Genomic DNA, 23,534 nt, shown 5'->3' on the forward strand with positions numbered 1-23,534 from the left:
AAGGGCCATGCTGGGGGATCTCCGCAGCGTCGCGACGCTCGGCACGCGCGCTCGACGCACGGTGCGGAGGGCCAGGTGGCTCCGCCACATCACCCTCCGCACCGCACGCCGATCGCACGCACCGAACGCCGCTCCTTCTCCTGCGGAGATCCCCCAGCAGGGCCCTGGCCCAGCGTGGCCCGCCGCGAGGGGCGCACGCCAGGCACCTGGGAGGGTTTGCGCACCTTGGGGGTGGTGCGCCCGGTCCGTGGCGTACGTCTAGTACGTCAGCCCGTATCCGATCGGGTACAGCACCTGCTCCGGATCATCCGCCCGCTGCACCGGCACCGGGAGTGTCCCGCGGGGAGTCACCCGTCCCGCGATCACCCGTGCGGCGGCCCGCAGTTCGACGTCGGTCCAGGAGTACGCCGCGAGGCACGCCGGGACGGAGGGCAGCTGGGCCACGTCGTAGGGATTGCGGATCGCGACCGCCACGACCGGTCTCCCCGTCGCAACGAGCTGCTCGACCAGCGTCTTCTGACCGCTGCCCGCCGTGACGTTGTACGTCGCCGCCACCACCGCGTCCGCGTCCCGCGCCGCCGCGACCGCCCGGGCGACGGTCGCCGCGGACGGGGCCGTCCCGGTCGACAGGGCGGTGGCGGTGAACCCGAGCCCGGTCAGCGCGGCGGCGAGCACCCCGGTCGGCGGCCCGGTCGTCCCCGACGGCGAGGCCGGATCGGCACCGACCACCAGCACCTTGGGGTACTGGCGCCGGGACAGCGGCAGCAGCCGCCCCTCGTTGACGAGCAGGGTGGTCGTCCGCTCGGCGATCCGGTCGGCCGCCGCCAGGTGCGCCCGGGTGCCGACGGCGCGGTCGACGCCCTCCTGGCCGACGTACGGCGCGCGGAACAGCCCCAGCTTCGTCTTCAGCCGCAGGATCCGCAGGACCGACTCGTCGAGCCGCGCCTCGGTCAGCTCGCCGCTGCGCACGGCCGCGAGGACGGCGTTCCAGGCGAGGTCCAGGTCCGGCGGGTTGAGGAGCTGGTCCACGCCCGCCTTCAGCGCGAGCACCGGCACCCGGTCGTCGCCGTACTTGGTCCGCACCCCCTCCATGCCGAGGGAGTCCGTGACCACGACCCCGTCGTAGCCGAGCCGTTCGCGGAGGATGCCGGTGAGGATCGGGCGCGAGAGGGTGGCCGGGTCGCCGGAGTCGTCCAGGGCCGGGACCATCAGATGCGCCGTCATGATCGAGTCGATGCCCGCGGCGATCGCCGCCCGGAACGGCGGTGCGTCCAGCTTCTCCCACAGCTCCCGGCTGTGCGTGATGGTCGGGAAGCCGGTGTGGCTGTCGACGTTGGTGTCCCCGTGCCCGGGGAAGTGCTTGGCGGTCGCGGCCACCCCGGACCCCTGGTATCCGGCGACCTCGGCGGCCACCAGCGCGGCCACCGCCTTCGGGTCGGCGCCGAAGGACCGTACGCCGATGACCGGGTTGGCCGGGTTGACGTTCACGTCGGCCACGGGCGAGTAGTCCTGCCGGATGCCCATCGCCCGCAGCTCCCGCCCCGCGATCCGCCCGAGGCTGCGGGCGTCGGACCGCGACCCGCCCGCGCCGACGGCCATGGCGCCCGGGAACAGCGTCGCGGGCCTGCCCACGCGGGCGACGATCCCGTGCTCCTGGTCGGTGGAGACGAGCACGGGCAGCCCGCGCGGCAGTTCCAGGGAGGCCCGCTGGATGCCGTCGGACAGAGCCGCGATCTGGTGCGGCTCACGGGTGTTGTGCGCCCAGGCGAAGTAGATGATGCCGCCGACCCGGTACGTCGCGACGAGCTCGGCGGCCGTACGGACCCCGATCTCCTTGAGGTTGGCGTCGATGTCGGCCTGGTCGGGGGCGGTGGCGGAGTGGCCGTACACCCGCATCACGAAGAGCTGGCCGACCTTCTCCTCCAGCGTCATGCGGGAGATGAGGGCGCGCAGTCGCCTGTCGTCGGGGGCGATGGCGGCGTACGAAGGGCCGGCGGCCGCGAGGGCGGTGGCGGCGCCGGCCGTGGCGGCGAGGACGGTGCGTCTGGAGGGCTGTGCGGTGTTTCCCGTGCTTCCCGTGCCGGTGTCGTGCACGTGCGCTCCTTCCGGAGGTGATCCACTGGGATCCGCTGAAGGAAACTTCCAACTGGTCACCAGTAACCGGGAAGTTTCTGCCAGTCAAGGGAACGCACACTAACCGCGCAGGGGCCGCCATCGGCGCGGTTGGAGGGGGACGCGCCGATGGCGGCGGTGCCGCCGGCCGCGGTACGGCGGAGAGGGTGGTCAGCGATCGCAGCCAGCAGCGAGGGCCGACACCGCACCGTGGTGACTCTCCGGCGGCCTGCGATTGGACGACGGGAGTCCGGGCCGGGTTCCCGGCGCGGGCCGGATTTCCGGAAGTCGGTACGCGGGTGAAGCAGGGGTTCGACGGGGCGGATGAGCCACCGCTTCCGGCCACTGCTCGCCGAGCCTCCGGCTGCGGGGTGCCGGGTAATTCGTTCGACGGTCCGGGCCGCGTACGGAAGGCTTGCCCGCGTGAGCTTCGCACTGGAAGGACCCGTCCTGGAGGGTGCTCTGGTCCGTCTGGAGCCCTTGGGCCACCGGCACGCCGCCGAGTTGGCGATGGCGGCGACGGAGGACCGGGAGACCTACGCCTTCACCTGGGTACCGGCTGCCGACGAGGTGGACGCCTACATCGACGCGCAACTCGCCCGCGCGGCGACGGGGCGGCTCGCGCCCTACGCGCAGATCTCGACGGCCACGGGACGGGCGGTCGGCGCCACGGCCTACTGGGAGCCACGCTCCTGGCTCACCGACGACCGACTCGACGCCGTGGAGGTCGGCTTCACCTGGCTCGCCCGTTCGGCCCAGGGCACGGGCGTGAACGCCGAGGCGAAGCTCCTCCTCTTCCGGCACGCCTTCGAGGAGTGGGGCGTGTCGCGCGTCGACCTGAAGACCGATGCCCGCAACAGCCGTTCCCGCGCGGCCATCGAGAGTGTGGGAGCCCGCTTCGAGGGCGTGCTGCGGAACTGGTCCCGGTCATGGGCTCCCGGTGAGGAAGGACGGCTGCGCGACTCGGCGATCTTCTCGGTGACGGCACCGGAATGGCCGCGGTGCCGGCAGCGGCTTGAGGAACGGGTGAACGGGTTCCTGGCACGGTCGTAGGCCGGCGGGGGCGTGGCCTACGACCGTGACGGATCACAGGTGTGCTCGGCTCACAGGGTGTGCTCGGCTCACGAGGTGTGTTCGACGAACCGCTCCGCCGTCTCGGCCAGCACCTCCCGTCCGTCCCTCGCCCACAGCCCGTCGTTGAACAACTCCACCTCGATGGCACCGGTGTAGCCCGCGGCCTCCACGTACCGCTGCCACTCCCGCATGTCGATCGAGCCGTCGCCGATCTGGCCGCGGCCGGTCAGCACGCCCTGCGGGAGCGGAGTCGTCCAGTCGGCGAGCTGGAAGGTGTGGATCCGGCCGCCCGCGCCCGCCCGGGCGATCTGCGCGGGAGCCGTGTCGTCCCACCAGATGTGGTACGTGTCGACCGTGACCCCGACCTGGTGCGCCGGGAAGCGTTCGGCGAGGTCGAGGGCCTGGCCCAGCGTCGACACCACGCAGCGGTCGGAGGCGTACATCGGGTGCAGCGGCTCGATGGCCAGGCGGACGCCGTGCCGCTCCGCGTAGGGGCCCAGCTCCGACAGGGCGTCCGCGATGCGTTCGCGGGCCCCGTGCAGGTCCTTCGAACCCGCCGGGAGTCCGCCCGAGACCAGGACCAGGGTGTCGGTGCCCAGCGTCGCCGCCTCGTCGATCGCCCGGCGGTTGTCGGCCAGGGCCTCGGCGCGCTCCTGAGGGTCGATCGCCGTGAAGAAGCCGCCCCGGCACAACGTTGTCACCGTCAGGCCCGCGTCCCGCACCAGCTTGGCCGTGGCCTCCAGGCCGTACGACTGGACCGGCTCGCGCCACAGACCGACGTTGGTGACGCCCAACTGGCCGCAGCACTCGACCAGTTCCGGAATCGACAGCTGCTTCACCGTCATCTGGTTGATGGAGAAGCGCTCCAGCTCCGCGGCGCTCACTGGTCCACCCCGTACACGCTCAGCAGGTTCTTCATCCGCTCCTCCGCCAGCTTCGGGTCGGGGAACAGGCCCAGACCGTCGGCGAGTTCGTACGCCTTCGCGAGGTGCGGCAGCGAACGGGCCGACTGGAGGCCGCCGACCATCGTGAAGTGGGACTGGTGGCCGGCCAGCCAGGCCAGGAACACCACGCCCGTCTTGTAGAAGCGGGTCGGGGTCTGGAAGAGGTGCCGGGAGAGTCCGACCGTGGGGTCCAGCAGATCGCGGAAGCCCTGCGTGTTCCCCGTGTCGAGCACCCGGACCGCCTCCGCCGCCAGCGGGCCCAGCGGGTCGAAGATGCCCAGCAGGGCGTGGCTGAAGCCCTGTTCGTCGCCGGCGATCAGCTCGGGGTAGTTGAAGTCGTCGCCCGTGTAGCAGCGCACGCCCTGCGGCAGACGGCGGCGGATGTCGATCTCGCGCTGCGCGTCCAGCAGCGAGACCTTGATGCCGTCGACCTTGTCCGGGTGGGCGGCGATGACGTCCAGGAAGGTGTGGGTGGCGGCGTCCAGGTCCGTCGCGCCCCAGTAGCCCTCCAGCGCCGGGTCGAACATCGGGCCGAGCCAGTGCAGGATCACCGGCTCGGACGCCTGGCGGAGCAGGTGGCCGTAGACCTCCAGATAGTCCTCCGGCCCCTTGGCGACCGCCGCCAGGGCCCGGGAGGCCATCAGGATCGCCCGCGCGCCGGACTCCTCGACGACCGCGAGCTGCTCCTCGTACGCGGCGCGGATCTCCGCCAGGCTGTACGGGTAGCCGATCTCGGTGGCCGACAGCTGGTCGGTGCCCACACCGCAGGCGATCAGGCCGCCGACCGACTTCGCCTCCGCCGCCGACCGGCGGATCAGCTCCGCCGCGCCGGCCCAGTCCAGGCCCATGCCGCGCTGGGCGGTGTCCATCGCCTCGGCGACGCCCAGCCCGTGCGACCACAGGTGGCGGCGGAAGGCCAGCGTGGCGTCCCAGTCGACGGCGGCGGGCGAGTCGGGCGAGACGTCCGCGTACGGGTCGGCGACGACGTGTGCCGCCGAGTAGACCGTGCGGGAGGTGAAGGGCGTGCCGGGGCTCACCAGGAGCGGTTCGGTGCGCGGCTCGTACGTCCGCGTCGCCCCGTTGCTGTCCGGGAGTCGGATGGTCACGGCTGGATCTCCGGTACGTCGATACGGCGGCCCTCGGCCGAGGACTTCAGGCCCAGCTCGGCGAGCTGGACACCACGGGCACCGGCCAGCAGGTCCCAGTGGTAGGGGGCGTCGGCGTAGACGTGCTTGAGGAAGAGCTCCCACTGCGCCTTGAAGCCGTTGTCGAACTCGGCGTTGTCCGGGATCTCCTGCCACTGGTCGCGGAAGACCTCGGTGGCGGGGATGTCCGGGTTCCAGACGGGCTTGGGCGTGGCCGAGCGGTGCTGGACGCGGCAGTTGCGCAGGCCCGCGACGGCCGAGCCCTCGGTGCCGTCCACCTGGAACTCGACGAGCTCGTCGCGGTTGACGCGCACGGCCCAGCTGGAGTTGATCTGGGCGATCGCGCCGCCCTCCAGCTCGAAGATGCCGTACGCGGCGTCGTCGGCGGTGGCGTCGTAGGGCTTGCCGTTCTCGTCCCAGCGCTGCGGGATGTGGGTGGTGGCGATGGCCTGGACGGACTTCACGCGGCCGAACAGCTCGTGCAGGACGTATTCCCAGTGCGGGAACATGTCGACGACGATGCCGCCGCCGTCCTCGGCGCGGTAGTTCCAGGACGGGCGCTGGGCGGCCTGCCAGTCGCCCTCGAAGACCCAGTAGCCGAACTCGCCGCGCACGGACAGGATCCGGCCGAAGAAGCCGCCGTCGATGAGGCGCTTCAGCTTGAGCAGGCCGGGGAGGAAGAGCTTGTCCTGGACGACGCCGTGCTTGATGCCGGCCTCGTTCGCCAGGCGGGCCAGGGCCAGGGCGCCGTCGAGGCAGGTGGCCGTGGGCTTCTCGGTGTAGATGTGCTTGCCGGCCGCGATGGCCTTCTTGAGCGCCTCCTCGCGGGCGGAGGTGACCTGGGAGTCGAAGTAGATGTCCACCGTCTCGTCGGCGAGGACCGCGTCCAGGTCGGTCGAGACGTGCTCCAGCCCGTGCTGCTCGGCCAGCGCCTTGAGCGCGTGCTCACGGCGGCCGACCAGGATCGGCTCGGGCCACAGCACGGTGCCGTCGCCGAGGTCGAGGCCGCCCTGCTCGCGGAGGGCGAGGATGGAGCGGACCAGGTGCTGGCGGTAGCCCATGCGCCCGGTCACGCCGTTCATGGCGATACGCACCGTCTTGCGTGTCACGTCGTTCCCTTCGTACGCGGTCGTCGCGCCGCGTACGCCCCACTGATGAGCGTTACAGCAAGCGCTTTCTATACATGAAGAAGCTAGCCTCTGAACCGCGGTCCGGACAAGACCGTGACCAGGACGAGTTGTTCGAGGGGGCGAACAACCCGGGGTCGGGGGCTTAAGGTCTGCTCGGAACCATGGCCACAGGTCTGGCGGAACCAAGGCCACAGGTCTGTATGTGTACGAGGGCGACTCTGTATGTGGACGAGGGCGGACGACGAGATGCGCGACCGGAGGACGACGAGATGACGGTGACCCTGGCGGACGTGGCGGCCCGCGCGCAGGTCTCGCCCGCGACGGTGTCGCGCGTGCTGAACGGGAACTACCCCGTGGCCGCATCCACCCGGGAGCGGGTGCTGAAGGCCGTGGACGAGCTGGACTACGTGCTCAACGGGCCCGCGAGCGCCCTGGCCGCCGCCACCTCCGACCTGGTCGGGATCCTGGTGAACGACATCGCCGACCCGTTCTTCGGGATCATGGCGAGCGCGATCCAGGCCGAGATCGGCGGGCCGGGCGGCCGCGCGGGCGGGGAGAGACTCGCGGTGGTCTGCAACACGGGGGGCTCTCCCGAGCGGGAACTGACGTATCTCACGCTGTTGCAGCGGCAGCGGGCGGCGGCCGTGGTGCTGACCGGCGGGGCGATCGAGGACGCGGCGCACCAGGCGGCCATGGATACCAAGGTGCGGAAGCTGGCCGACGCCGGAACGCGGGTCGTGCTGTGCGGACGCCCGCCGGCGCCGGGGACCGGGGCGATCGCCCTGACCTTCGACAACCGCGGAGGCGGGCAGGAGCTCACCGAGCACCTGATCGGGCTCGGGCACCGGCGGCTCGGCTACATCGCGGGCCCGGAGGAACGGACGACCACCCGGCACCGGCTGGAGGGGCACCGTGCCGCCCTCGCCGCGCACGGCATCGAGGAGGACCCCCGGTGGACGGTGCACGGGCGCTACGACCGGCGGTCCGGCTATGAGGCGACGCTGGAACTGCTGCGGCGCGACCCGTCGCTGACGGTGGTCGTCGCCGCGAACGACTCCGTCGCGCTGGGGGCGTGCGCCGCGCTGCGGGACTCCGGGCTGCGGATTCCGGAGGACGTGTCGGTGGCCGGGTTCGACGATCTGCCGTTCAGCATCGACGCGGTGCCCGCGCTGACGACGGTGCGGTTGCCGCTGGCGGAGGCCGGGGCGCGGGCCGGCCGGATCGCCATGGGGCGGGAGGAGGCGCCGCCCGGGGGGATCGCGTCGGTGCGGGGGGAGTTGATGGTGCGGAGTTCCTCCGGGGTGCCGCGGGTTTCCTGACCTCGGCGTTCCCGCCCGGGCCTGCTGGGGGCCGCGACCTCCGGGCTGGGCGGGCGCGGACGCCGGTGGTGTTCCAGGAGTCGAAACCGACCTGGGCCGTGGTGGACGCCACGATCGTGCGCGCTCACCAGCACGCGGCCGGGGCCCTCAGGGGCCCGGTCCGCGAAGGGGCCGACCACGCCATCGGCCGGTCCCGCGGTCGGCCGACCACCGGGATCCACCTCGCAGCCGATGCCCGCTGCCACCCCTCCGCGTTCTTTCTCACCGCCGACAGGCCGGTGATGCGCCCGCCTTCACCGACGTCATGGCCGTCTGCGCGTTCCCCGGCGACGGGGCGTCCGCGCACCAGGCCGGACGTCGTCCTGGCGGAAAAGGCCTACGGCAGGGCGGGTGCGGGAGCCTCGTCAGCGGACGACGTCGAAGACGTTCTTCTGCAGACCGTTGGCATAGACCTCGTGCTCGACGAGCTTCAGCTTCTGGGTGTCCTTGTCCGTGGCGCTGAAGAGCCGCTTGCCCGCGCCGAGCAGGAGCGGGAAGACCAGCAGGTGGTAACGGTCGATCAGACCGGCGTCCGAAAGGCCCTGGTTCAGGGAGGCGCTGCCGTGGACGATGATCGGACCGCCCTCGGTCTCCTTCAGCGCGGCGACGTCGTCGAGCGAGCGCAGGATCGTCGTCTCGCCCCAGTTCGACACCAGGTCGTCCTCGGTGAGGGTGGTGGAGACGACGTACTTCGGCATCACCTTGTAGTCGGCGAAGTCCTCCATGTCGGGCCACACGGGGCTGAACGCCTCGTAGCTGGTCCGGCCCATCAGCATGGCGGTGGCTTCCTTCTGTTCCCGGCCCTTGATCTCGAATGCCTCGGGGAGGAACTCGATGCCCTTGAAGGTCCACCCGGAGTTCCGGTAACCGGGCTCGCCGCCCGGGGCCTCCACGACACCGTCGAGCGAGATGAAAGCGGTGCTGATCAGGGTACGCATCTAGGTTCCTCGGTGTCTCGTGTCCGGTTCGCGACGGAATCAGCCGGTACGCTCCCACCGCACTCGCGGCTGCGACGCACCAACCATGATCTCTGACTGCGGATCACCGGGAAACTCATCGGCCGTCACCCTGCCTGGCGCCGGCTGTCCTGGAAGTCTAGGCTCGACCTCGACGGGAAGCTCTGACTGAGTCAAACATCGGGGGTCGTGGCCATGACCGTCCAGGACATCCGCTCCTTCAACCGCTTCTACACGAACGTCATCGGCGCGCTCGACTACGGCCGTCACCTCTACGCGCCCTACACCCTCACCGAGTCCCGCGTGCTCTACGAACTCGCGCACGCGCCGCGCACGGACGCCGCCGACCTGCGGACGCAGCTGCACCTGGACGCCGGGTACCTGAGCCGCATCCTGAACAAGTTCGAGGAGGACGGGCTGGTCGAGCGCGGCCCGTCCGAGACGGACCCGCGCCGCCGCAGTGTCTCCCTCACCGAACGCGGCCGGGAGGCCGCCGCGCTTCTCGACGAGCGGGCGCGGGAGACGGTCGGGGCGATGCTGGACACCGTGCGCTCCGAGGACCGGCCGCGGCTGGCGGAGGCGATGCGGACCGTCCGGACGATCCTGGGCGAGGGCCGGGCACCACGCCCCGAGGACGTCGTCCTGCGCGATCCCGCCCCCGGCGATCTCGGCTGGATCGTGCAGCGCAACGCCGCGGTGTACGCCGCCGAGTACGGCTTCAACCTCGACTACGAGGGCCTGGTCGCCCGGATCGTCGCCGAGTACGCCGAGAACCACGACCCGCATCTGGAGCGGACGTGGATCGCCGAGCTGGACGGCCGTCCGGTGGGGTGCGTCATGGTCGTACGGGACGACGCGCCGGGTGCCGCCCGGCTCCGGCTGCTGCTCGTCGAGCCGGACGCGCGCGGCCTGGGCATCGGGGACCGGCTGGTCGGGGCCGTCGTCGCCTTCGCGCGCGAGGCCGGTTACCGCGAGGTCGTCCTGTGGACCAACGACATCCTCACCGCGGCCCGACGCATCTACCAGCGCCACGGCTTCGTGCTGGTCGCCGAGAAACCGCACCGCTCCTTCGGCCAGGACCTGGTCGGCCAGGACTGGCGGCTGGATCTTCTCGCAACACCCGAGTGACGAAGGGGAGTCGCCGGCAGGGGTGCCGGGTAGGGTCCGTCCACATGAAGCTGGCGTTCTCCACCCTCGGTGTCCCCGGCCTGCCCCTGCCCGACGTCCTGCGGCTCGCGACCGCGCACGGCTACCACGGCGTGGAGCTGCGCGCCCACCCCGAGGAACCGGTCCACCCCGGCCTCGGCTCCGCTGAACGAACCGATGTCGCGGCAGAGTTCAAGGGGTCGGGCGTAGAACTCCTGGGCCTGGCGGGCTACGCGCGCGTCGCCGCGCCGGGCGACGACGAACCCGTCCTGGCCGAGATCCGCTCCCTCCTCGACCTGGCCCGCGATCTCGGCGCCCCGTACATCCGGGTCTTCCCCGGCGGCGACCTGGACGTCCAGACCCCCGAGGAGGCCGACGCGACGGCCGCCCGGCGGCTGGGCACGGCCGCCGAGTACGCGAACGACCTGGGCGTCCGCATCCTCCTGGAGACCCACGACTCGCACCGCACCGCCGCCGACGCGATGCGGGTCCTCGGGCTGGTCGGCCACCGCCAGGTGGGCGCGCTGTGGGACGTGATGCACACCTGGCTGGGCGGCGAACAGCCCTCGGAGACTTACGCGGCGCTCGCCCCGCACCTCGGCTACGTCCAGGTCAAGGACATCGCCTCCGCCGAGGACACGACCCCGCTGCCGCTCGGCGCGGGCGTCCTGCCGCTGGCCGAGTGCGTGGAGATCCTCTCCCGGCACGGCTGGGACGGCTGGCTGTGCTGGGAGTACGAGAAGCGCTGGTACGAGTCGGTCCCCGACCTGCCCGACCTGCTGGGCCCGGGCCGCGAACATCTGAGTCGCTTGCTGAACGAATCGGCGTGACGGGGGCGCGCCTGTTCCGCGGAGCGTGTGACCGGGCTCGGGGACGGACGGCCGCCCGCATCGCGACAGCCCCTGACCGGCTCGTTCACGTCGCGACCGCCCAGCCACTCGGGCCCGGACGGCTCGGCCGCATTGCGGCAGCCCCCGAACGGGCCCGGGAGGCCCGGCCGGGATTCGGGATTGCGGCGGCCCGGATCGGCTCGGCAACCGCCCGGCGGGGTCAGATCACGCGGAACAGGTCCGCGGCGGCGTGGACGTCGGTGAGGTCCTCGACGGAGCGGAGGTTGTCGCACAGCGCCTCCAGCACCGAGCCGGCCTCGCCGACGCGCGGGGCGCCGACGACCACGCCGAACACCCGGAAGCCCAGCCGGCGCTTGGCGTCGTTCCAGCGGCGCATCCACTCCTCCGTGACGCCGCAGTCGTCGTCGGTGATCATCACGATGTCGCCGCGCCTGCGGGCCGTGTCGCCGAACTCCTGCTCGAGCAGCTCGCCGGCCGCCGACAGCGGCGTCTGGTAGCTCGTGCCGCCGCCCAGGAAGGTCTCCGCGAAGTCGACGACCCGGCCCGTGCCGGCGGACCGGCCGGCCGGGAAGCGGAAGACCTGGATCCGGCCGGGGGCGGAGAACAGGATGCCGACGAAGTCGCGCCCCGCCTCGCGCGCCTGGTCCAGCAGCGCCAGGGCGCACCCCTTGGCCCAGGCCTCCCGTGTGATCCCGCCGGGCCCGGCCTCGTACATCGAGTGCGAGGTGTCCACGCACGCGATGATCGCGCCTTGGCCGGTGGACTGCTCCCCCTGACTGTCGTAGAGCATCAGTTCCCCGGCGGCGTAACGCACGGCGAACACCGCACGCAGCTCGGGCACACCGAGGCCCGCCAGCTCGGAGGGGATGACCCGGGAGAGGTCGTTGCCGAGTGTCACGCCGACCAGTTCCCCGGTGGTGTTCTCCACCTTGCGGGCGCGTTCGCCACGGGCCATCTGCCGGAAGCGGCCGATCAGCTCGGCCCACCGCGCGAGCCGGCCGGTGCGCAACCGCTCGGCGAGCCGGGCGCGCTCGTCGAACGGCATCCGCTCCAGCTCACCGGGGCCGACGCCCCACGCCCGCATCAGCGAGGACTCCTGCCGCACGGCCTCCGCGGCCTTCGCCGCCGCGCTCCGCGCACCCGCCCGGACGCCGGGGGCCGCCACCCCGAGGGCCCGTGCGGCGTCCCGGGTGGCCTGCCGCGCGGCGGCCTCGGCGGCTTCGGCGGTCTCGACAGCCTGGCGTACGGCCTCGACGGCCGGAGCGGGCACGCTGCCGTCCTGCCCGGCCTCTTCGGCGGCGTGCCGCAGCGCCTCGGCCACGGAGGACGCCGCGTCTTCGGCGGCCTGCCGTCCCTGTTCCGCCTGCCCTGCCCATTCCCGGGCCCCACGGGTGCGCTCCAGCAGCCCCCGCGGCGGCCTGGGCGAGTACGGCCATGGCGGCGGCGTAGGGGTCGCCCGCCGTCTCCCGGCGCAGCTCGGTGAACCCCGGTGACTCCACCAGCGCGGTGACGACCTGGTGGTCGGCCAGCCGGGAGGGAGCCATCTCGGCGGGCTCGCGCAACCGAGGGACCGACTTGTAGGCGGCCAGGAACACATCCGTCAGCAGGTCCGTGGCGTGGGCGTGGCACCCGTCCAGCTCCTCGGCCAGCTCGCGCAGCGCGGCCGACTGCTCGTAGGTGTCGCGCCAGGTCATGCGGTCGAACCGGTCCGCGACCACGACCGCGGTGTGCCGCCCGGGCACGGCGGAGGACAGCCCCAGCCATTTCCCGGCCAGGCTCGTCAGTTCGTCCAGCCCGTCCAGCCCGCCCAGTTCCTCCGGCCCGCTCGAAGCCCCGTCCACGGTCGCCCGTCACTCCCGGATTCAGAGTTGCGCCTGCACCGTGCTCGCGTCCACACCGAGGGCCTCGGTGAGAACCCGGGCGCGGACGGCGCGCTGGCGGCCGGTGACCCGGTCGATGGCGGCGGTGGAGCGGCCCGCTGCCACGGCCTCATCGCGCAGCTTCTCCAGCCTCTTGCCCGCCGTGGCGAGCCTGTTGTGGGCCTTCTTGATGACCCAGTCGCTCAGCGCCTCGCGGGACTGCCCGGCCATGGCGTCGAGCTGCGCCTCCAGCTCGTCGATGGTGTCGGCCAGGTCGAGGGCCTCCTTGGCGTCGGGGTTGACCAGGTGCAGCACCTCGCGTTCGACGGTGGGGCGGTCGGCGGGGGAGTCCCACAGCACGTGCGTCAGCAGCGACAGGTCGCTCTCGTCGACCGCCGGGCGGCCGTCGAGGTAGGCGGAGGCCTGGAGCAGCCCCACCGACTGCCGCCAGCGGCGGTCTGAGGCGACGAGTTCCTTGCGGCGCAGGGCGGCGCGCAGCGTGCACACCGCGTCCACGATCGCGTCCGGGACGTCCACGGCCGGGACGGCTTCGCGCACCGCGTGCTCCAACGCGGCCAGCTCGACGGTGGTCCTGGCCGGTGCCGCCGGCTGCCGGACGGCGGACCGTACGAGCGCGGCGAAGTTCGACGGATTCTCCAGGTACCCGACCTCGATCCGCACCAGCAGCCGGTCGTAGATCGCCGCCGCGTCGTCCTCACTCGGCAGTTCGTTGCTCGCCGTGATGGCACCGATGAGGGGGCAGCGGATCGGCTCGCCACCGTTCTCGGGATGGTAGATCCGCTCGTTGAGATAACCCAGCGTCTCGTTCAGCGCCGCGGTGGAGCACTTGAAGATCTCGTCGATGAACGCGACATGCGCGGTGGTGGCGCGGCCGTCGTAGACCTGGCGGTACTCGCCCCGGGCCAGCGCGGCGACGTCGATGGGGCCGAACATCCTCGTCGGCGCGGTGAACTTCGACAGCAGGATCTCCCAGTAGGCCGCGCCCTCGATCCGGCCCGTGAGCTCCCGCGCCATCTCGGACTTCGCCGTCCCGGGCGGCCCGAGCACCAGCGAGTGCTGCCCGGCCAGCAGCGTCACCACCAGCGTCCGCACGACATCGGCCCGCTCGTAGAACCGCTCCGCCATCTCGTCGCCGATCAGCCGCAGTCGCTTGGCGGTGTCCTGCGCGTCCACGTTCAACTCCTTTACTGCGACGCCGTTTCGGTCCGACGAGACGAACCCCGCGCCCCGAACTCACGACGAAATGAAAGGTAGCCTGGTTCACGATGACGAACGGCGACAGCGGTGACACCACGGCACTCGACGACCCGGTGGGCGAGTCGCTGCGCGGCCGCCACGCGGAGCTCGGACGCCGGGCCGGCCGGGCCGCCACCTACCTGCCGGAGGTCGCGACCTTCTCGGCGGTACCCGCCGAAGCCGACGCGGCGGACTGGGCCGATCTCGCACGGCTCCTCGGCCGGGACGCGTTCGCCGACATGTTCAGCTGCCCGGCGACCCCACCGCCGGACTGGGAGCCGGTCTTCGTCCTGGAAGGCCGCCAGATGATCTGGCCCGCCGGCCGCCGGCCCGATGAGACGCGTTCGGCGACCGGCCCCGGCGTGGTCGAACTCGGCGAAGCCGATGTGCCCGAGATGCTCGACCTGGCCGCACGAACCCGGCCGGGGCCGTTCTGGCCGCGTACCCGGGACCTCGGCACCTACCTCGGCGTCCGCGACGGCGGAAGGCTGGTCGCCATGGCGGGCGAGCGGCTCCGGCCGCCGGAATGGACCGAGATCAGCGCCGTCTGCACGGCCCCCGAGGCACGCGGGCGAGGCCACGCCAACCGCCTGGTCACCGGCCTCGTCACCCGGATCCTGGCCCAAGGCCGACGCCCCTTCCTGCACGTGGCCGACGCGAACACCGAAGCGATCGCCCTCTACGAACGACTCGGCTTCACCAGCCGGAAGCAGGTGACGTTCCGCGGCTTCCGCACCCCGTGACGTTCCCGCGGAAAGTGCGTTGCACCCCCCTGCCCGCATGGCTAGCGTCACCCCCCATGCCCCCGACCCTGCGCACCGCCCGCCTGCTCCTCGACGCCTACACATGGGAGGACGAGGAGGACTTCGTCGCCCTCTTCCAGGACACCAGGGTCTCCCGGTGGATGGGGGACGGCCCCGCTGCCGAGGCGGACGACCGGGCCCTGTTCGGGCGGATCTTCACCAAGGTCTACGCCCAGGACCTGTTCGACGTGTGGGCGGTCCGGCGTGGCGGGCGACTGGTCGGGCACGCGGAGATCAAGCGGACGGACGCGGTCGACGGTCACGAGATCGTCTACGCCCTGGCCCCGGAGGTCTGGGGGAGCGGACTCGGGACGGAGCTGGCGGAGGCGCTCGTCCGGTACGGCTTCGACACGCTCGGGCTGACCGAGGTGCACGCCACCGTCGCCGCGGAGAACGAGGCCTCCCTGCGCCTGCTCGGCCGGACCGGATTCGCGCACGTCAGGGACGTCGAGGAGGACGACGGCGGCCTCACCCGCGTGCTGACGCGGCCGGCGCGGTGATCTTTCCAAGTATCCGGCAAGAATCCGGCAAGAAAATCTTGTCCAGCCGTGCAACCCTTTCTGTCCTCCGCGGGTCGTACATGGCGTCAGGGCTTTCTGGGAGGGGATCTGGGGGGATCGCGGGGGTTCTGACGGGAGGGGAAAGCCGAGGGGGCCCGGTCGACGGACCGGGCCCCCTTGAAGAAGAAGCGTCATGAGATGAAGCCTCATACAGAGGAAGCCTCAGAAGAAGACGCCGCACCTCAGCAGCACGTTGGCGTACGGCCGTGCCTCGCCCGTGCGGACGATCAGCCGGGCCCCGGCCGACAGCTCCTTGAGCCGCTCGTGCGACACCAGGTCCAGTGACGGGAAGTGCCCGTCCAGGAGGTCCGAAGCCTCCTGGTTCGCTTCCCTCACCTCCGTCGCCGCCGTCGCCCCCTCGACCACCAGCTCCGCCAGCAGCCCCTCCAGCACCTCGGCGAACGCCGGCACCCCGGCCCGGAAGGCGAGGTCCACCACCCGGGGGCCGTCGGGAATGGGCATGCCCGCGTCGCACACCAGCACCCCGTCCCCGTGGCCCAGCTCGGCCAGCGCTCCGGCGAGATGACGGTTCAGTATTCCGTTCCGCTTCACGGTGCGGCGACCTCCGCCGCCGTCGGGAAGGACGCCTGCGCGCCCTCCTTCGTCACGGTCACCGCCCCGACCCGCGCCGCGTACGCGGCCGCTTCCGCGAGGGACTCACCCGCCCCCAGCCGGAAGGCCAGCGCGGCGGTGAACGCGTCCCCCGCGCCGGTCGTGTCCACGGCGCTCACCTTCACGGACGGCACCCGGGAGACACCCTTCGCCGAGGCGACCAGCGCGCCCTCCGCACCCAGCGTCACCACCACCGACCGCGGGCCCTTCGCGAGCAGGATCCGCGCCCAGTCCTCCGGGCTGTCCCCCACGGCGGCCGAGCCCAGGATCACCTTCGCCTCGTGCTCGTTGACGATCAGCGGGTCGCACGCCGCCAGCACCTCCCGCGGAAGGGGCCGCGGCGGCGAGGGGTTCAGCACGAAACGGCTCTCCGGCGCCAGGTTCCGTACGACCTCCACCACCGTCTCCAGCGGGATCTCCAACTGCGCCGAGACCACCCGGGAGGCATGGAAGAGGCTCCCGGCGGCGCTGACGTCCTCCGGGGCCAGCCGGCCGTTCGCGCCCGGCGAGACCACGATGCTGTTGTCCCCGGACGGGTCGACCGTGATCAGCGCGACCCCGGTCGGCGCACCGCCCACCAGGACACCCACCGTGTCCACGCCGGCCGAGCGCTGCGAGTCGAGCAGCAGCCGGCCGTAGGCGTCGTCGCCGACCCGGGCCAGCAGAGCCGTACGGGCTCCGAGCCGGGCGGCCGCGACCGCCTGGTTCGCGCCCTTGCCGCCCGGGTGGACGGCCAGGTCGGAGCCGAGCACGGTCTCGCCGGCACCGGGCCGGCGCTCGACACCGATCACCAGGTCGGCGTTGGCCGACCCCACGACCAGGAGGTCGTAGTCGTACATGAGTTGTCTCCCCACGTGAGTGACATGGGCGGGCGGCCCCACCAACCGTGGGTGACCGCCCGCCGTTCCCCGATGTCAGCCGCTGAAGCCGGCCACGTTCTCCTTCGTGACCACCTTCACCGGCACCTTCACCGTCTCCTCGACCTTCTTCCCCTGGAGTGCCTTCAGCGCGTTGTCCACGGCGATCTTCCCGAGCTGGGACGGCTGCTGCGCCACGGACGCGTACAGCGTGCCGCCCTCGACCGCCTTCAGCCCGTCAGGCGTGCCGTCGAAGCCGACCACCGAGACCGACTTGCCGGCCTTGGAGCCCAGGGCCTTGATCGCGCCGAGCGCCATCTCGTCGTTGGCGGCGATGACGCCCTGGACGTCCGGGTGGGCCTGGAGCAGGTTCGACATCACGTCGAGGCCCTTGGTGCGGTCGAAGTCCGCGGGCTGCTGGGCCACCACCTGGATGCCCGGGTAGGCCTTGAGGCCGTTCGCGAAGCCCTGGGCGCGCTCACGGGCGGCGGAGGTGCCGGCCTGGCCCTGGAGGATCACGATCTTGCCCTTGCCGCCCAGCCTGTCGGCGATGGTCTTCGCGGCGAGTTCACCGCCGGTGACGTTGTCGGAGGCGACCAGGGTGTCGGTCCTGGCGTTGTTGACGACGCGGTCGACGGCGATGACCGGGATCTTCGCCTGGCCGGCGGCCTTCACCGAGTTGCTCGCCGCGTCCGAGTCGACCGGGTTGACGATGATCGCGCCGAGCCCGGACGTGGTGAAGTTCTGGAGCTGGTTGGCCTGCTGGGAGGCGTCGTTCTGCGCGTCCGTGACGGTCAGGTCCACGCCCAGCTTCTTCGCCTCGGCCTGGGCACCCGCCCGGATCTGCACGAAGAAGGGGTTGTTGAGGGTGGACAGCGACAGGCCCATCTTCGGCGTGCTCGCCGAGGAGGAGCCGTTGTGCAGGAAGGACGTGGCGCCGACGATCGCGACGGTGACGACGGCCGCGAGCGCGTACGTCACCGCCTGCCTGCCCTTGTCGCCGCCGGCGCCGGCCGCGACCGGGGGCACTCCGGCCTTGCGGCGCGCGGTGTCGAGCAGCACGGCCAGCGCGATGACGACGCCGATGACGACCTGCTGCCAGAACGCCGACACGTTCAGCAGGTTCAGCCCGTTGCGCAGCACGGCCAGGATCAGCGCGCCGATCAGCGTGCCGGACGCCTTGCCCGTACCGCCCGCGAGGGAGGCGCCGCCGATGACGACCGCGGCGATCGCGTCCAGCTCGTAGCCGTCGGCGGCCTGCGGCTGTGCGGAGGACAGCCGGGCGGCGAGGACGACACCGGCGACGGCGGCGAAGACGCCCGAGAAGGCGTAGATCGCGAGCTTCTGCCTCTTCACGCGCAGGCCGGACAGCCGCGCGGCCTCCTCGTTGCCGCCGATCGCGTACATCGAGCGGCCGATGTAGGTCCGGCCGAGCACGAACGCGGCGATCAGGCCCATCACGACCATGACGAGCAACGGCACCGGCAGCCAGCCGCCGAGCGTGTCCCCGAGGCGGGAGACGGAGTCGGGGAAGGCGATCGGCGAGCCCTCGGAGATGACCAGCAGCAGACCGCGGGCCACCGACAGCATGGCCAGCGTCGCGATGAACGGCGGCAGCTTGCCGTAGGAGATCAGGATGCCGTTGACCAGGCCGCACGCGATACCCGTCGCCAGGGCGAACAGGACGGCGAGGAACACGGGGACGCCCGCCGAGGTGGCGCTCCACGCGAGGACCGTGGCCGAGAGCGCGGCGACCGAGCCGACCGACAGGTCGATGCCCGCCGAGACGATGACGAAGGTGACGCCGAAGGCGAGGATGGCGGTGACGGCCGCCTGGATGCCGACGTTCAGGAGGTTGTCCGTCGTCAGGAAGTCGCCGGACAGCGCCGACATCGCGACGACGAGGACGATGAGCGCGGTGAGCGCGCCGTTGTCGAGCAGGAGACGGCGCAGGCCGGCCGAGGCGTCACCCGCGCCCGTCGTGCTCTTGAGCGTGTCAGTGGCCACGGGAGGCCTCCGTTCCGGTCGTGGTCGTGGTCGAGGTCGTGGTCGTGCTCGTCGGAGTGCTGACGGCGAGTGCCATCACGGCGTCCTGGGTCGCCTCGTCGGCCGAGAGTTCGCCGGCGATCCGGCCCTGGGCCATCACCAGCACCCGATCGCTCATGCCGAGCACCTCGGGCAGGTCGCTGGAGATCATCAGGACGGCCGCGCCTGCGGCGGTGAGTTCGTTGACCAGTTGGTAGATCTCGACCTTGGCGCCGACGTCGATGCCGCGCGTCGGCTCGTCGAGGATCAGCACCTTGGTGTCGGCGAGCAGCCACTTGCCGATGACGACCTTCTGCTGGTTGCCGCCGGACAGCGTGCGCACGTGCTGGCCGAGCCCGGCCATCCGTACCCCGAGCTGCCCCGCGATCCGCTCGGCGGCCTCGCGCTGCCCCTTGAGGTCGACGAGCCCCGCACGCGTGGCGGACCGCAGCGTCACCAGACCGAGGTTCTCCTCGACCGACGCGTCCAGCACCAGGCCCTGGCCCTTGCGGTCCTCGGGGATGAGCCCGATGCCCGCGGTCATCGCCGCGTTGACGTCGTACTTGCGGACGGCGGAACCGGCGACCTTCACGGCCCCCTTGTCGTACGGGTCCGCCCCGAACACGGCCCGCACGACCTCAGTTCGGCCGGCGCCGACCAGTCCGGCGATGCCGACGACCTCGCCGGCGTGCACCTCGAAGCTGACGTCGTGGAAGACGCCGTCGCGGGTGAGTCCCTCGACGGACAGCAACGCGGGGCCGCGATCGGCCCGTTCGCGCGGATACTGCTGCTCGATCGAGCGCCCCACCATGAGCCGGACGAGTTCGTCCTCGGGCGTGGCGGCGGGCACCTGCCCGACGCTCCTGCCGTCCCGGAGGACCGTCACCCGGTCACCCAGGGCGGCGATCTCCTCCAGGTGATGCGTGATGAAGACGACCCCGACGCCGTCCCCGCGCAGCGCGCGCACGATCGCGAAGAGCTTGTCGACCTCCTCGGCGGTGAGCACGGCGGTCGGTTCGTCCATGATGAGCACCCGCGCGTCCAGGCTGAGCGCCTTGGCGATCTCGACCATCTGCAGGCGCGCGATGCCGAGGTCGCGCACCCGCGCGCGGGGCGACACGGCTACGCCCACGCGCGCGAGGAGGGCTTCGGCGTCGGACTCCATCCGCTTCCGGTCGATCACCCCGAACCGGCGCGGCTGCCGCCCCAGGAAGAGGTTCTCGGCGACCGTCAGATCCGGAACGAGGTTGAACTCCTGGTAGATGGTGGCGATCCCGAGCCGCTCGGAGTCCTGCGCACCCTGGATGCGCACCTCCTCGCCGCCGACCAGGATCCGCCCGGCGTCGGGCGTGTAGGCGCCGGAGAGCATCTTGATGAGGGTGCTCTTGCCCGCGCCGTTCTCACCGAGCAGCACATGCACCTCGCCCCGGCGCAGGTCGAAGTCCACGCCGTCCAGCGCGACCACACCCGGGAAGGTCTTGCGTATGCCCTCGATGCGCAGCAACTCGTCCGCGTTGCTCACGAATGGCTCCTGTTCTTTGCGGGGGGCTGCACAGCGGGGGCCTGTGCAGAGTCCGGCTCCGGGGAGGCCGGATGCGGCTCGCCGCACGAGCGGCGTACGACGAGCCGGGCGGGAAGGGTGACGGACTCGCCGGGCCGCCCCTCGATCCGGTCGACCAGCGCGCGCACGGCGGCGCGCCCCAGCTCGCCGGTCGGCTGGGCGATCGCGGTGACCGGCGGATCGGTGTGCACGAACCAGGGGATGTCGTCGAACGCGGCCAGCGCGATGTCGTCCGGCACGCGCAGGCCACGCGCGCGTACGGCGTCCAGCGCGCCGAGCGCCATCAGGTTGTCGGCCGCGAACACCACCTCGGGCGGCTCGGCCAGGTCGAGGAACCCCTCGGTGACCTGGCGCCCGCTCTCGGCCTGGAAGTCGCCCTGCCCTATGTAGGCGTCGGGGAGGCCGAGCCCGTACTCCTTCAGGGCGTCCCGGAAGGCCTCCACACGCTCGCGTCCGGTCGTGGTCGCCGCCGGGCCCGCGATGATCGCGACCCGCCGGTGCCCGAGCCCGTACAGATGCGCCACGAGGTCCCGGACTGCGGTCTGTCCGTCCGCCCGGACCACCGGCACGTCCACGCCCGGGATCCACCGGTCCACGAATACCATGGGCGTTCCCGCCCGGGCCGCGTCCAGCATCAGCGGCGAGCCGCCGTCCGTCGGGGAGACGAGCAGCCCGTCGATCCGCCGGTCCAGCAGGTTGCGCACGTGGTGGTCCTGGAGGTCGGGCCGCTCGTCGGCGTTGCCGATGATGACGCTGTAGCCCAGCGCGCGGGCCTCCTCCTCGACGGAGCGGGCCAGTTCGGTGAAGTACGGGTTCAGTACGTCGCTGATGACCAGGCCGAGGGTGTGGGTCTGGTCGGTGCGCAGTGAGCGGGCGACGGCGTTCGGGCGGTAGCCCAGGGACTCGACGGCGGCCAGCACGCGGGTGCGTGCGTCGGCGCTGACCGACGGGTGGTCGTTCAGGACGCGCGAGACCGTGGCGACGGATACGCCGGCCTCGGCAGCGACGTCCTTGATGCTGGCCACCGCCGCTCCACCTCCTTGTGGATCAGTCGTGGGAGCACGTGCCCTCAGGTGTGGAGGCACGCGCCGAAGTACGCGTGGAATCGATTACATCGACGGGTGGATGGAATCGATTACACGCCGGTAAATCAAGACCCCGACGGGGCCTCTTGACCGGATCGTGATGTCGCGGGCCGCTCCGTGGCGGTTCAGGGTGGAGGGAGGAGATCCGTTGTCGCGAGGCCCGGGCGGGCCGGAGCGGAGGAGACATGACGGCGGCGACTCGCAACGACGTACCCGTGGCCCTCGAGGGCAACGGCGTGGAACTGCGCCTCATGCCGTTCGGGGGCGGCATGTCGGTGGGCTATATCAGCCTGCCCCAGGGCACGGACATGGGCCCGGCCCTCAAGGGCCTGCCCGACGACGCGTGCCAGTGCCCCCACTGGGGCTATCTGCTGAAGGGCCGGATCAGGATGCGCACGGCCTCCGGCGAGGAGGAGTACGAGGCGGGACAGGCGTACTACTGGGGCCCCGGTCACGTGCCGGTCGCCCTGGAGGACAGCGAGTTCGTGGAGTTCTCGCCGAGCGAGGACTTCCACCAGGTGATCGAGCACGTGGTCGCGCAGGCCGGGTGAGCCGGGGGCGACGGGCCACCGATGAGCCGAGAGCGAGGGCTGACGGACCGTCGATGAGCGAAGGAAACCGCCGGTCCCCCGATGAGTTTCGCCGGCCCGGGCGGTCCACCTCTCGTCGACAACAGGAGGAACCCCGTGCCCCACCAGCTACTGCGAGTACAGAACTTCAACGTCTCGAGCGACGGGTTCGGTGCCGGTGAGCACCAGAGCCTGGAGCGCCCGTTCGGCCACGCCGACCCGGGACAGATGTTCGCCTGGGCCGGCGCCACGGCGAGCTGGCCGAACCGCACCGACCCCGGCGGGAGCCGCGGTCTCGACGACTACTTCACACGCGACTTCGCCAACAACATCGGCGCCGAGATCATGGGCCGCAACAAGTTCAGCCCCCATCGCGGGCCGTGGCAGAACCACGAGTGGCGGGGCTGGTGGGGCGACGAGCCGCCGTTCCATACGCCGGTGTTCGTCATGACCCACCACGAGCGCCCCTCGTTCACGCTGTCCGACACCACGTTCCACTTCGTCGGCGGCGACCCGGCCGACGTCCTGGAGCAGGCGCGCGAGGCGGCCGGCGGCAAGGATGTCCGGCTCGGCGGCGGGGCGGCCACCATCCGGGAGTTCCTCGACGCCGACCTGGTGGACACGCTGCACGTGGCGGTCTCGCCCGGCGTGGTCATCGGGTCCGGCTCACGGCTCTGGGAGTCCCCCGAGGAGCTGTTCGACCGCTTCCACTGCGATGTGGTGCCGAGCCCCAGTGGGGTGGTCCATCACCTGTTCTGGAGGAAGTGACGGCAGGTCAGGCGTCCTTGCTCCAGTCCAGCCGGTCGACGAGCCCGGCGGCGGTGAAAGCGGCCTCCAACTCGTCACGGCCCTCGGTGAAGTGGGCCCAGCTGTCGTAGTGGACGGGGACGACCCGGCGGGCGCCGAGGATCCGCGTGGCCTCGGCGGCCATGGCGCTGTCCAGGACGACGACCTTTCCGTCGAAGATGTCGGCGAAGCGCGGGGCGCCGGCGAACAGGATGGCGGTGTCCACCGGGGCGAAGCGCTCGGCGACCTCCTTCACCGCGTCCAGTGAGGCGTTGTCGCCGCTGACGTAGACGGTGGGCAGGCCCTCGCCGGTCAGGACGAACCCGACGACCTGGCCGGTTATCGGCTCGACCTCCTCGCGGGAGCCGGGGCCGTGGATGGCGGGCACGCCCGTGACGGTGACCGTGCCGCCGTCGGGGCGGTCGAGCTCGACGGACTGCCAGTCGGCCAGGCCCGTGGCCTTCGCACCGAGGCGCTGTCCGCCCCCGGGGGTGGTGAGGGTGAGCGGGACCTCGGCGAGCAGGGCCCGGCCGGAGGTGTCGAGGTTGTCGGCGTGCTCGTCGTGCGAGAGGAGCACCACGTCGACGGGACCGAGTTCGGCGGGCGAGCCGGCGGAGGGGGCGGTCTTGGTCAGCACGACGGCCGGTGCCTGGTGGTCGCCGGGGCCGTCGAAGGTCGGGTCGGTCAGGAAGCGCAGGCCGCCGTACTCGAAGAGGGCGGTCGGGCCGCCGAACACGCGGACGGGGAACGGGGCGGACGTCGCGGAAAGCGCAGACATGAAGGAATCCTCACGGATAGATGCGTTCGAACCGTGAGATGACCGTAGTCGCTTCTCACGGATACA

20 protein-coding genes and 2 pseudogenes are annotated in these 23,534 nt (G+C 71.9%); 9 read left to right on the top strand and 13 right to left on the bottom strand.

Annotation, left to right across the window (positions count from 1 at the left end):
• Nucleotides 1-258: 258 nt before the first annotated feature.
• A complete protein-coding gene (locus AC07F0_RS12310) occupies nucleotides 259-2,094 on the bottom strand; it encodes a glycoside hydrolase family 3 protein (protein WP_478977616.1) in 1,836 nt (611 codons plus the stop codon).
• 441 nt (nucleotides 2,095-2,535) lie between these two features.
• On the opposite strand from AC07F0_RS12310, the gene AC07F0_RS12315 reads away from it, so the two are divergent.
• Nucleotides 2,536-3,165, top strand: a complete 630-nt coding sequence (locus tag AC07F0_RS12315) for a GNAT family N-acetyltransferase (RefSeq protein ID WP_436730018.1) — start codon at nucleotides 2,536-2,538, stop codon at nucleotides 3,163-3,165.
• 68 nt (nucleotides 3,166-3,233) lie between these two features.
• Here the strand turns inward: AC07F0_RS12315 and AC07F0_RS12320 are convergent, their stop codons facing one another.
• The 3 genes from AC07F0_RS12320 to AC07F0_RS12330 are packed head-to-tail and all read right to left on the bottom strand — an operon-like array spanning nucleotide 3,234 to nucleotide 6,384.
• Complete coding sequence (locus tag AC07F0_RS12320) at nucleotides 3,234-4,031, bottom strand: sugar phosphate isomerase/epimerase family protein (protein ID WP_478978218.1); 798 nt, start codon at nucleotides 4,029-4,031, stop codon at nucleotides 3,234-3,236.
• Between the two features lie 35 nt (nucleotides 4,032-4,066).
• Nucleotides 4,067-5,236, bottom strand: a complete 1,170-nt coding sequence (locus AC07F0_RS12325) for a dihydrodipicolinate synthase family protein (RefSeq protein ID WP_478977619.1) — start codon at nucleotides 5,234-5,236, stop codon at nucleotides 4,067-4,069.
• A complete protein-coding gene (locus AC07F0_RS12330) occupies nucleotides 5,233-6,384 on the bottom strand; it encodes a Gfo/Idh/MocA family protein (RefSeq protein ID WP_478977621.1) in 1,152 nt (383 codons plus the stop codon). The genes AC07F0_RS12325 and AC07F0_RS12330 overlap by 4 nt, the downstream gene beginning before the upstream one ends.
• 290 nt (nucleotides 6,385-6,674) lie before the next feature.
• Here AC07F0_RS12330 and AC07F0_RS12335 point away from each other — a divergent pair, with 290 nt between their 5' ends.
• Both AC07F0_RS12335 and AC07F0_RS12340 read left to right on the top strand, forming a co-directional pair.
• Complete coding sequence (locus AC07F0_RS12335) at nucleotides 6,675-7,724, top strand: LacI family DNA-binding transcriptional regulator (RefSeq protein ID WP_478977624.1); 1,050 nt, start codon at nucleotides 6,675-6,677, stop codon at nucleotides 7,722-7,724.
• Between the two features lie 92 nt (nucleotides 7,725-7,816).
• Nucleotides 7,817-8,104: pseudogene (locus tag AC07F0_RS12340) on the top strand (transposase family protein); the annotation flags it as partial.
• A 24-nt stretch (nucleotides 8,105-8,128) separates the two neighbouring features.
• Here AC07F0_RS12340 and AC07F0_RS12345 read toward each other — a convergent pair.
• Nucleotides 8,129-8,701: a dihydrofolate reductase family protein gene (locus tag AC07F0_RS12345; protein WP_478977627.1), complete on the bottom strand. Its 573-nt coding sequence runs from the start codon at nucleotides 8,699-8,701 to the stop codon at nucleotides 8,129-8,131.
• Nucleotides 8,702-8,914: 213 nt separating this feature from the next.
• Here AC07F0_RS12345 and AC07F0_RS12350 point away from each other — a divergent pair, with 213 nt between their 5' ends.
• Together AC07F0_RS12350 and AC07F0_RS12355 are read left to right on the top strand one after the other, a co-directional pair.
• Nucleotides 8,915-9,847 (top strand): bifunctional helix-turn-helix transcriptional regulator/GNAT family N-acetyltransferase, encoded by a 933-nt coding sequence (locus AC07F0_RS12350; RefSeq protein ID WP_478978221.1) that lies wholly within the window; start codon nucleotides 8,915-8,917, stop codon nucleotides 9,845-9,847.
• 44 nt (nucleotides 9,848-9,891) lie between these two features.
• Nucleotides 9,892-10,695 carry a sugar phosphate isomerase/epimerase family protein gene (locus AC07F0_RS12355; protein WP_478977630.1) on the top strand — a complete coding sequence of 268 codons (804 nt, stop codon included), beginning with the start codon at nucleotides 9,892-9,894 and terminating at the stop codon, nucleotides 10,693-10,695.
• 220 nt (nucleotides 10,696-10,915) lie between these two features.
• Here the strand turns inward: AC07F0_RS12355 and AC07F0_RS12360 are convergent.
• Together AC07F0_RS12360 and AC07F0_RS12365 are read right to left on the bottom strand one after the other, a co-directional pair.
• A pseudogene (locus tag AC07F0_RS12360) lies at nucleotides 10,916-12,410 on the bottom strand (vWA domain-containing protein).
• Nucleotides 12,411-12,578: 168 nt separating this feature from the next.
• Nucleotides 12,579-13,775: an AAA family ATPase gene (locus AC07F0_RS12365; RefSeq protein ID WP_478977633.1), complete on the bottom strand. Its 1,197-nt coding sequence runs from the start codon at nucleotides 13,773-13,775 to the stop codon at nucleotides 12,579-12,581.
• 86 nt (nucleotides 13,776-13,861) lie between these two features.
• On the opposite strand from AC07F0_RS12365, the gene AC07F0_RS12370 reads away from it, so the two are divergent.
• Both AC07F0_RS12370 and AC07F0_RS12375 read left to right on the top strand, forming a co-directional pair.
• Nucleotides 13,862-14,575 carry a GNAT family N-acetyltransferase gene (locus AC07F0_RS12370; protein ID WP_478977636.1) on the top strand — a complete coding sequence of 238 codons (714 nt, stop codon included), beginning with the start codon at nucleotides 13,862-13,864 and terminating at the stop codon, nucleotides 14,573-14,575.
• Between the two features lie 56 nt (nucleotides 14,576-14,631).
• A complete protein-coding gene (locus AC07F0_RS12375) occupies nucleotides 14,632-15,135 on the top strand; it encodes a GNAT family N-acetyltransferase (RefSeq protein WP_478977639.1) in 504 nt (167 codons plus the stop codon).
• Nucleotides 15,136-15,357: 222 nt separating this feature from the next.
• Here the strand turns inward: AC07F0_RS12375 and rbsD are convergent, their stop codons facing one another.
• The 5 genes from rbsD to AC07F0_RS12400 form a co-directional block, all read right to left on the bottom strand.
• The gene (gene rbsD / locus AC07F0_RS12380) at nucleotides 15,358-15,747 is read right to left on the bottom strand and encodes a D-ribose pyranase (protein ID WP_436731344.1); all 390 of its coding nucleotides are present in this window, start codon (nucleotides 15,745-15,747) and stop codon (nucleotides 15,358-15,360) included.
• Nucleotides 15,744-16,646: a ribokinase gene (locus tag AC07F0_RS12385; protein WP_478977641.1), complete on the bottom strand. Its 903-nt coding sequence runs from the start codon at nucleotides 16,644-16,646 to the stop codon at nucleotides 15,744-15,746. The genes rbsD and AC07F0_RS12385 overlap by 4 nt, the downstream gene beginning before the upstream one ends.
• Nucleotides 16,647-16,721: 75 nt before the next feature.
• Nucleotides 16,722-18,671, bottom strand: coding sequence for an ABC transporter permease/substrate-binding protein (locus tag AC07F0_RS12390; RefSeq protein WP_478977644.1), 1,950 nt, complete (start codon nucleotides 18,669-18,671; stop codon nucleotides 16,722-16,724).
• Entirely contained in the window at nucleotides 18,661-20,211 is a 1,551-nt protein-coding gene (locus AC07F0_RS12395) for a sugar ABC transporter ATP-binding protein (RefSeq protein WP_478977647.1), read from the bottom strand. Before AC07F0_RS12395 ends, AC07F0_RS12390 begins: the two co-directional genes overlap by 11 nt.
• Nucleotides 20,208-21,275: a LacI family DNA-binding transcriptional regulator gene (locus AC07F0_RS12400; protein WP_478977650.1), complete on the bottom strand. Its 1,068-nt coding sequence runs from the start codon at nucleotides 21,273-21,275 to the stop codon at nucleotides 20,208-20,210. The genes AC07F0_RS12395 and AC07F0_RS12400 overlap by 4 nt, the downstream gene beginning before the upstream one ends.
• A 245-nt stretch (nucleotides 21,276-21,520) precedes the next feature.
• On the opposite strand from AC07F0_RS12400, the gene AC07F0_RS12405 reads away from it, so the two are divergent.
• A complete protein-coding gene (locus AC07F0_RS12405) occupies nucleotides 21,521-21,886 on the top strand; it encodes a cupin domain-containing protein (RefSeq protein ID WP_478977653.1) in 366 nt (121 codons plus the stop codon).
• Between the two features lie 135 nt (nucleotides 21,887-22,021).
• On the top strand, nucleotides 22,022-22,672 hold the full coding sequence (locus AC07F0_RS12410) for a dihydrofolate reductase family protein (protein WP_436731350.1): 651 nt from the start codon (nucleotides 22,022-22,024) through the stop codon (nucleotides 22,670-22,672).
• 7 nt (nucleotides 22,673-22,679) lie between these two features.
• On the opposite strand, the gene AC07F0_RS12415 is transcribed toward AC07F0_RS12410, so the two are convergent.
• The gene (locus AC07F0_RS12415) at nucleotides 22,680-23,468 is read right to left on the bottom strand and encodes an MBL fold metallo-hydrolase (RefSeq protein ID WP_478977656.1); all 789 of its coding nucleotides are present in this window, start codon (nucleotides 23,466-23,468) and stop codon (nucleotides 22,680-22,682) included.
• Between the last annotated feature and the right edge of the window lie 66 nt (nucleotides 23,469-23,534).

This window comes from Streptomyces sp. NPDC045955, assembly GCF_056430805.1.

Bases quoted from the DNA above. Each gene is read 5' to 3' on its own strand.
- AC07F0_RS12345 (WP_478977627.1), bottom strand. From the start codon at position 8,701: ATGCGTACCCTGATCAGCACCGCTTTCATCTCGCTCGACGGTGTCGTG.
- AC07F0_RS12335 (WP_478977624.1), top strand. From the start codon at position 6,675: ATGACGGTGACCCTGGCGGACGTGGCGGCCCGCGCGCAGGTCTCGCCC.
- AC07F0_RS12375 (WP_478977639.1), top strand. From the start codon at position 14,632: ATGCCCCCGACCCTGCGCACCGCCCGCCTGCTCCTCGACGCCTACACA.
- AC07F0_RS12320 (WP_478978218.1), bottom strand. From the start codon at position 4,031: ATGACGGTGAAGCAGCTGTCGATTCCGGAACTGGTCGAGTGCTGCGGC.
- AC07F0_RS12405 (WP_478977653.1), top strand. From the start codon at position 21,521: ATGACGGCGGCGACTCGCAACGACGTACCCGTGGCCCTCGAGGGCAAC.
- AC07F0_RS12415 (WP_478977656.1), bottom strand. From the start codon at position 23,468: ATGTCTGCGCTTTCCGCGACGTCCGCCCCGTTCCCCGTCCGCGTGTTC.
- AC07F0_RS12385 (WP_478977641.1), bottom strand. From the start codon at position 16,646: ATGTACGACTACGACCTCCTGGTCGTGGGGTCGGCCAACGCCGACCTG.
- AC07F0_RS12355 (WP_478977630.1), top strand. From the start codon at position 9,892: ATGAAGCTGGCGTTCTCCACCCTCGGTGTCCCCGGCCTGCCCCTGCCC.
- AC07F0_RS12350 (WP_478978221.1), top strand. From the start codon at position 8,915: ATGACCGTCCAGGACATCCGCTCCTTCAACCGCTTCTACACGAACGTC.
- AC07F0_RS12370 (WP_478977636.1), top strand. From the start codon at position 13,862: ATGACGAACGGCGACAGCGGTGACACCACGGCACTCGACGACCCGGTG.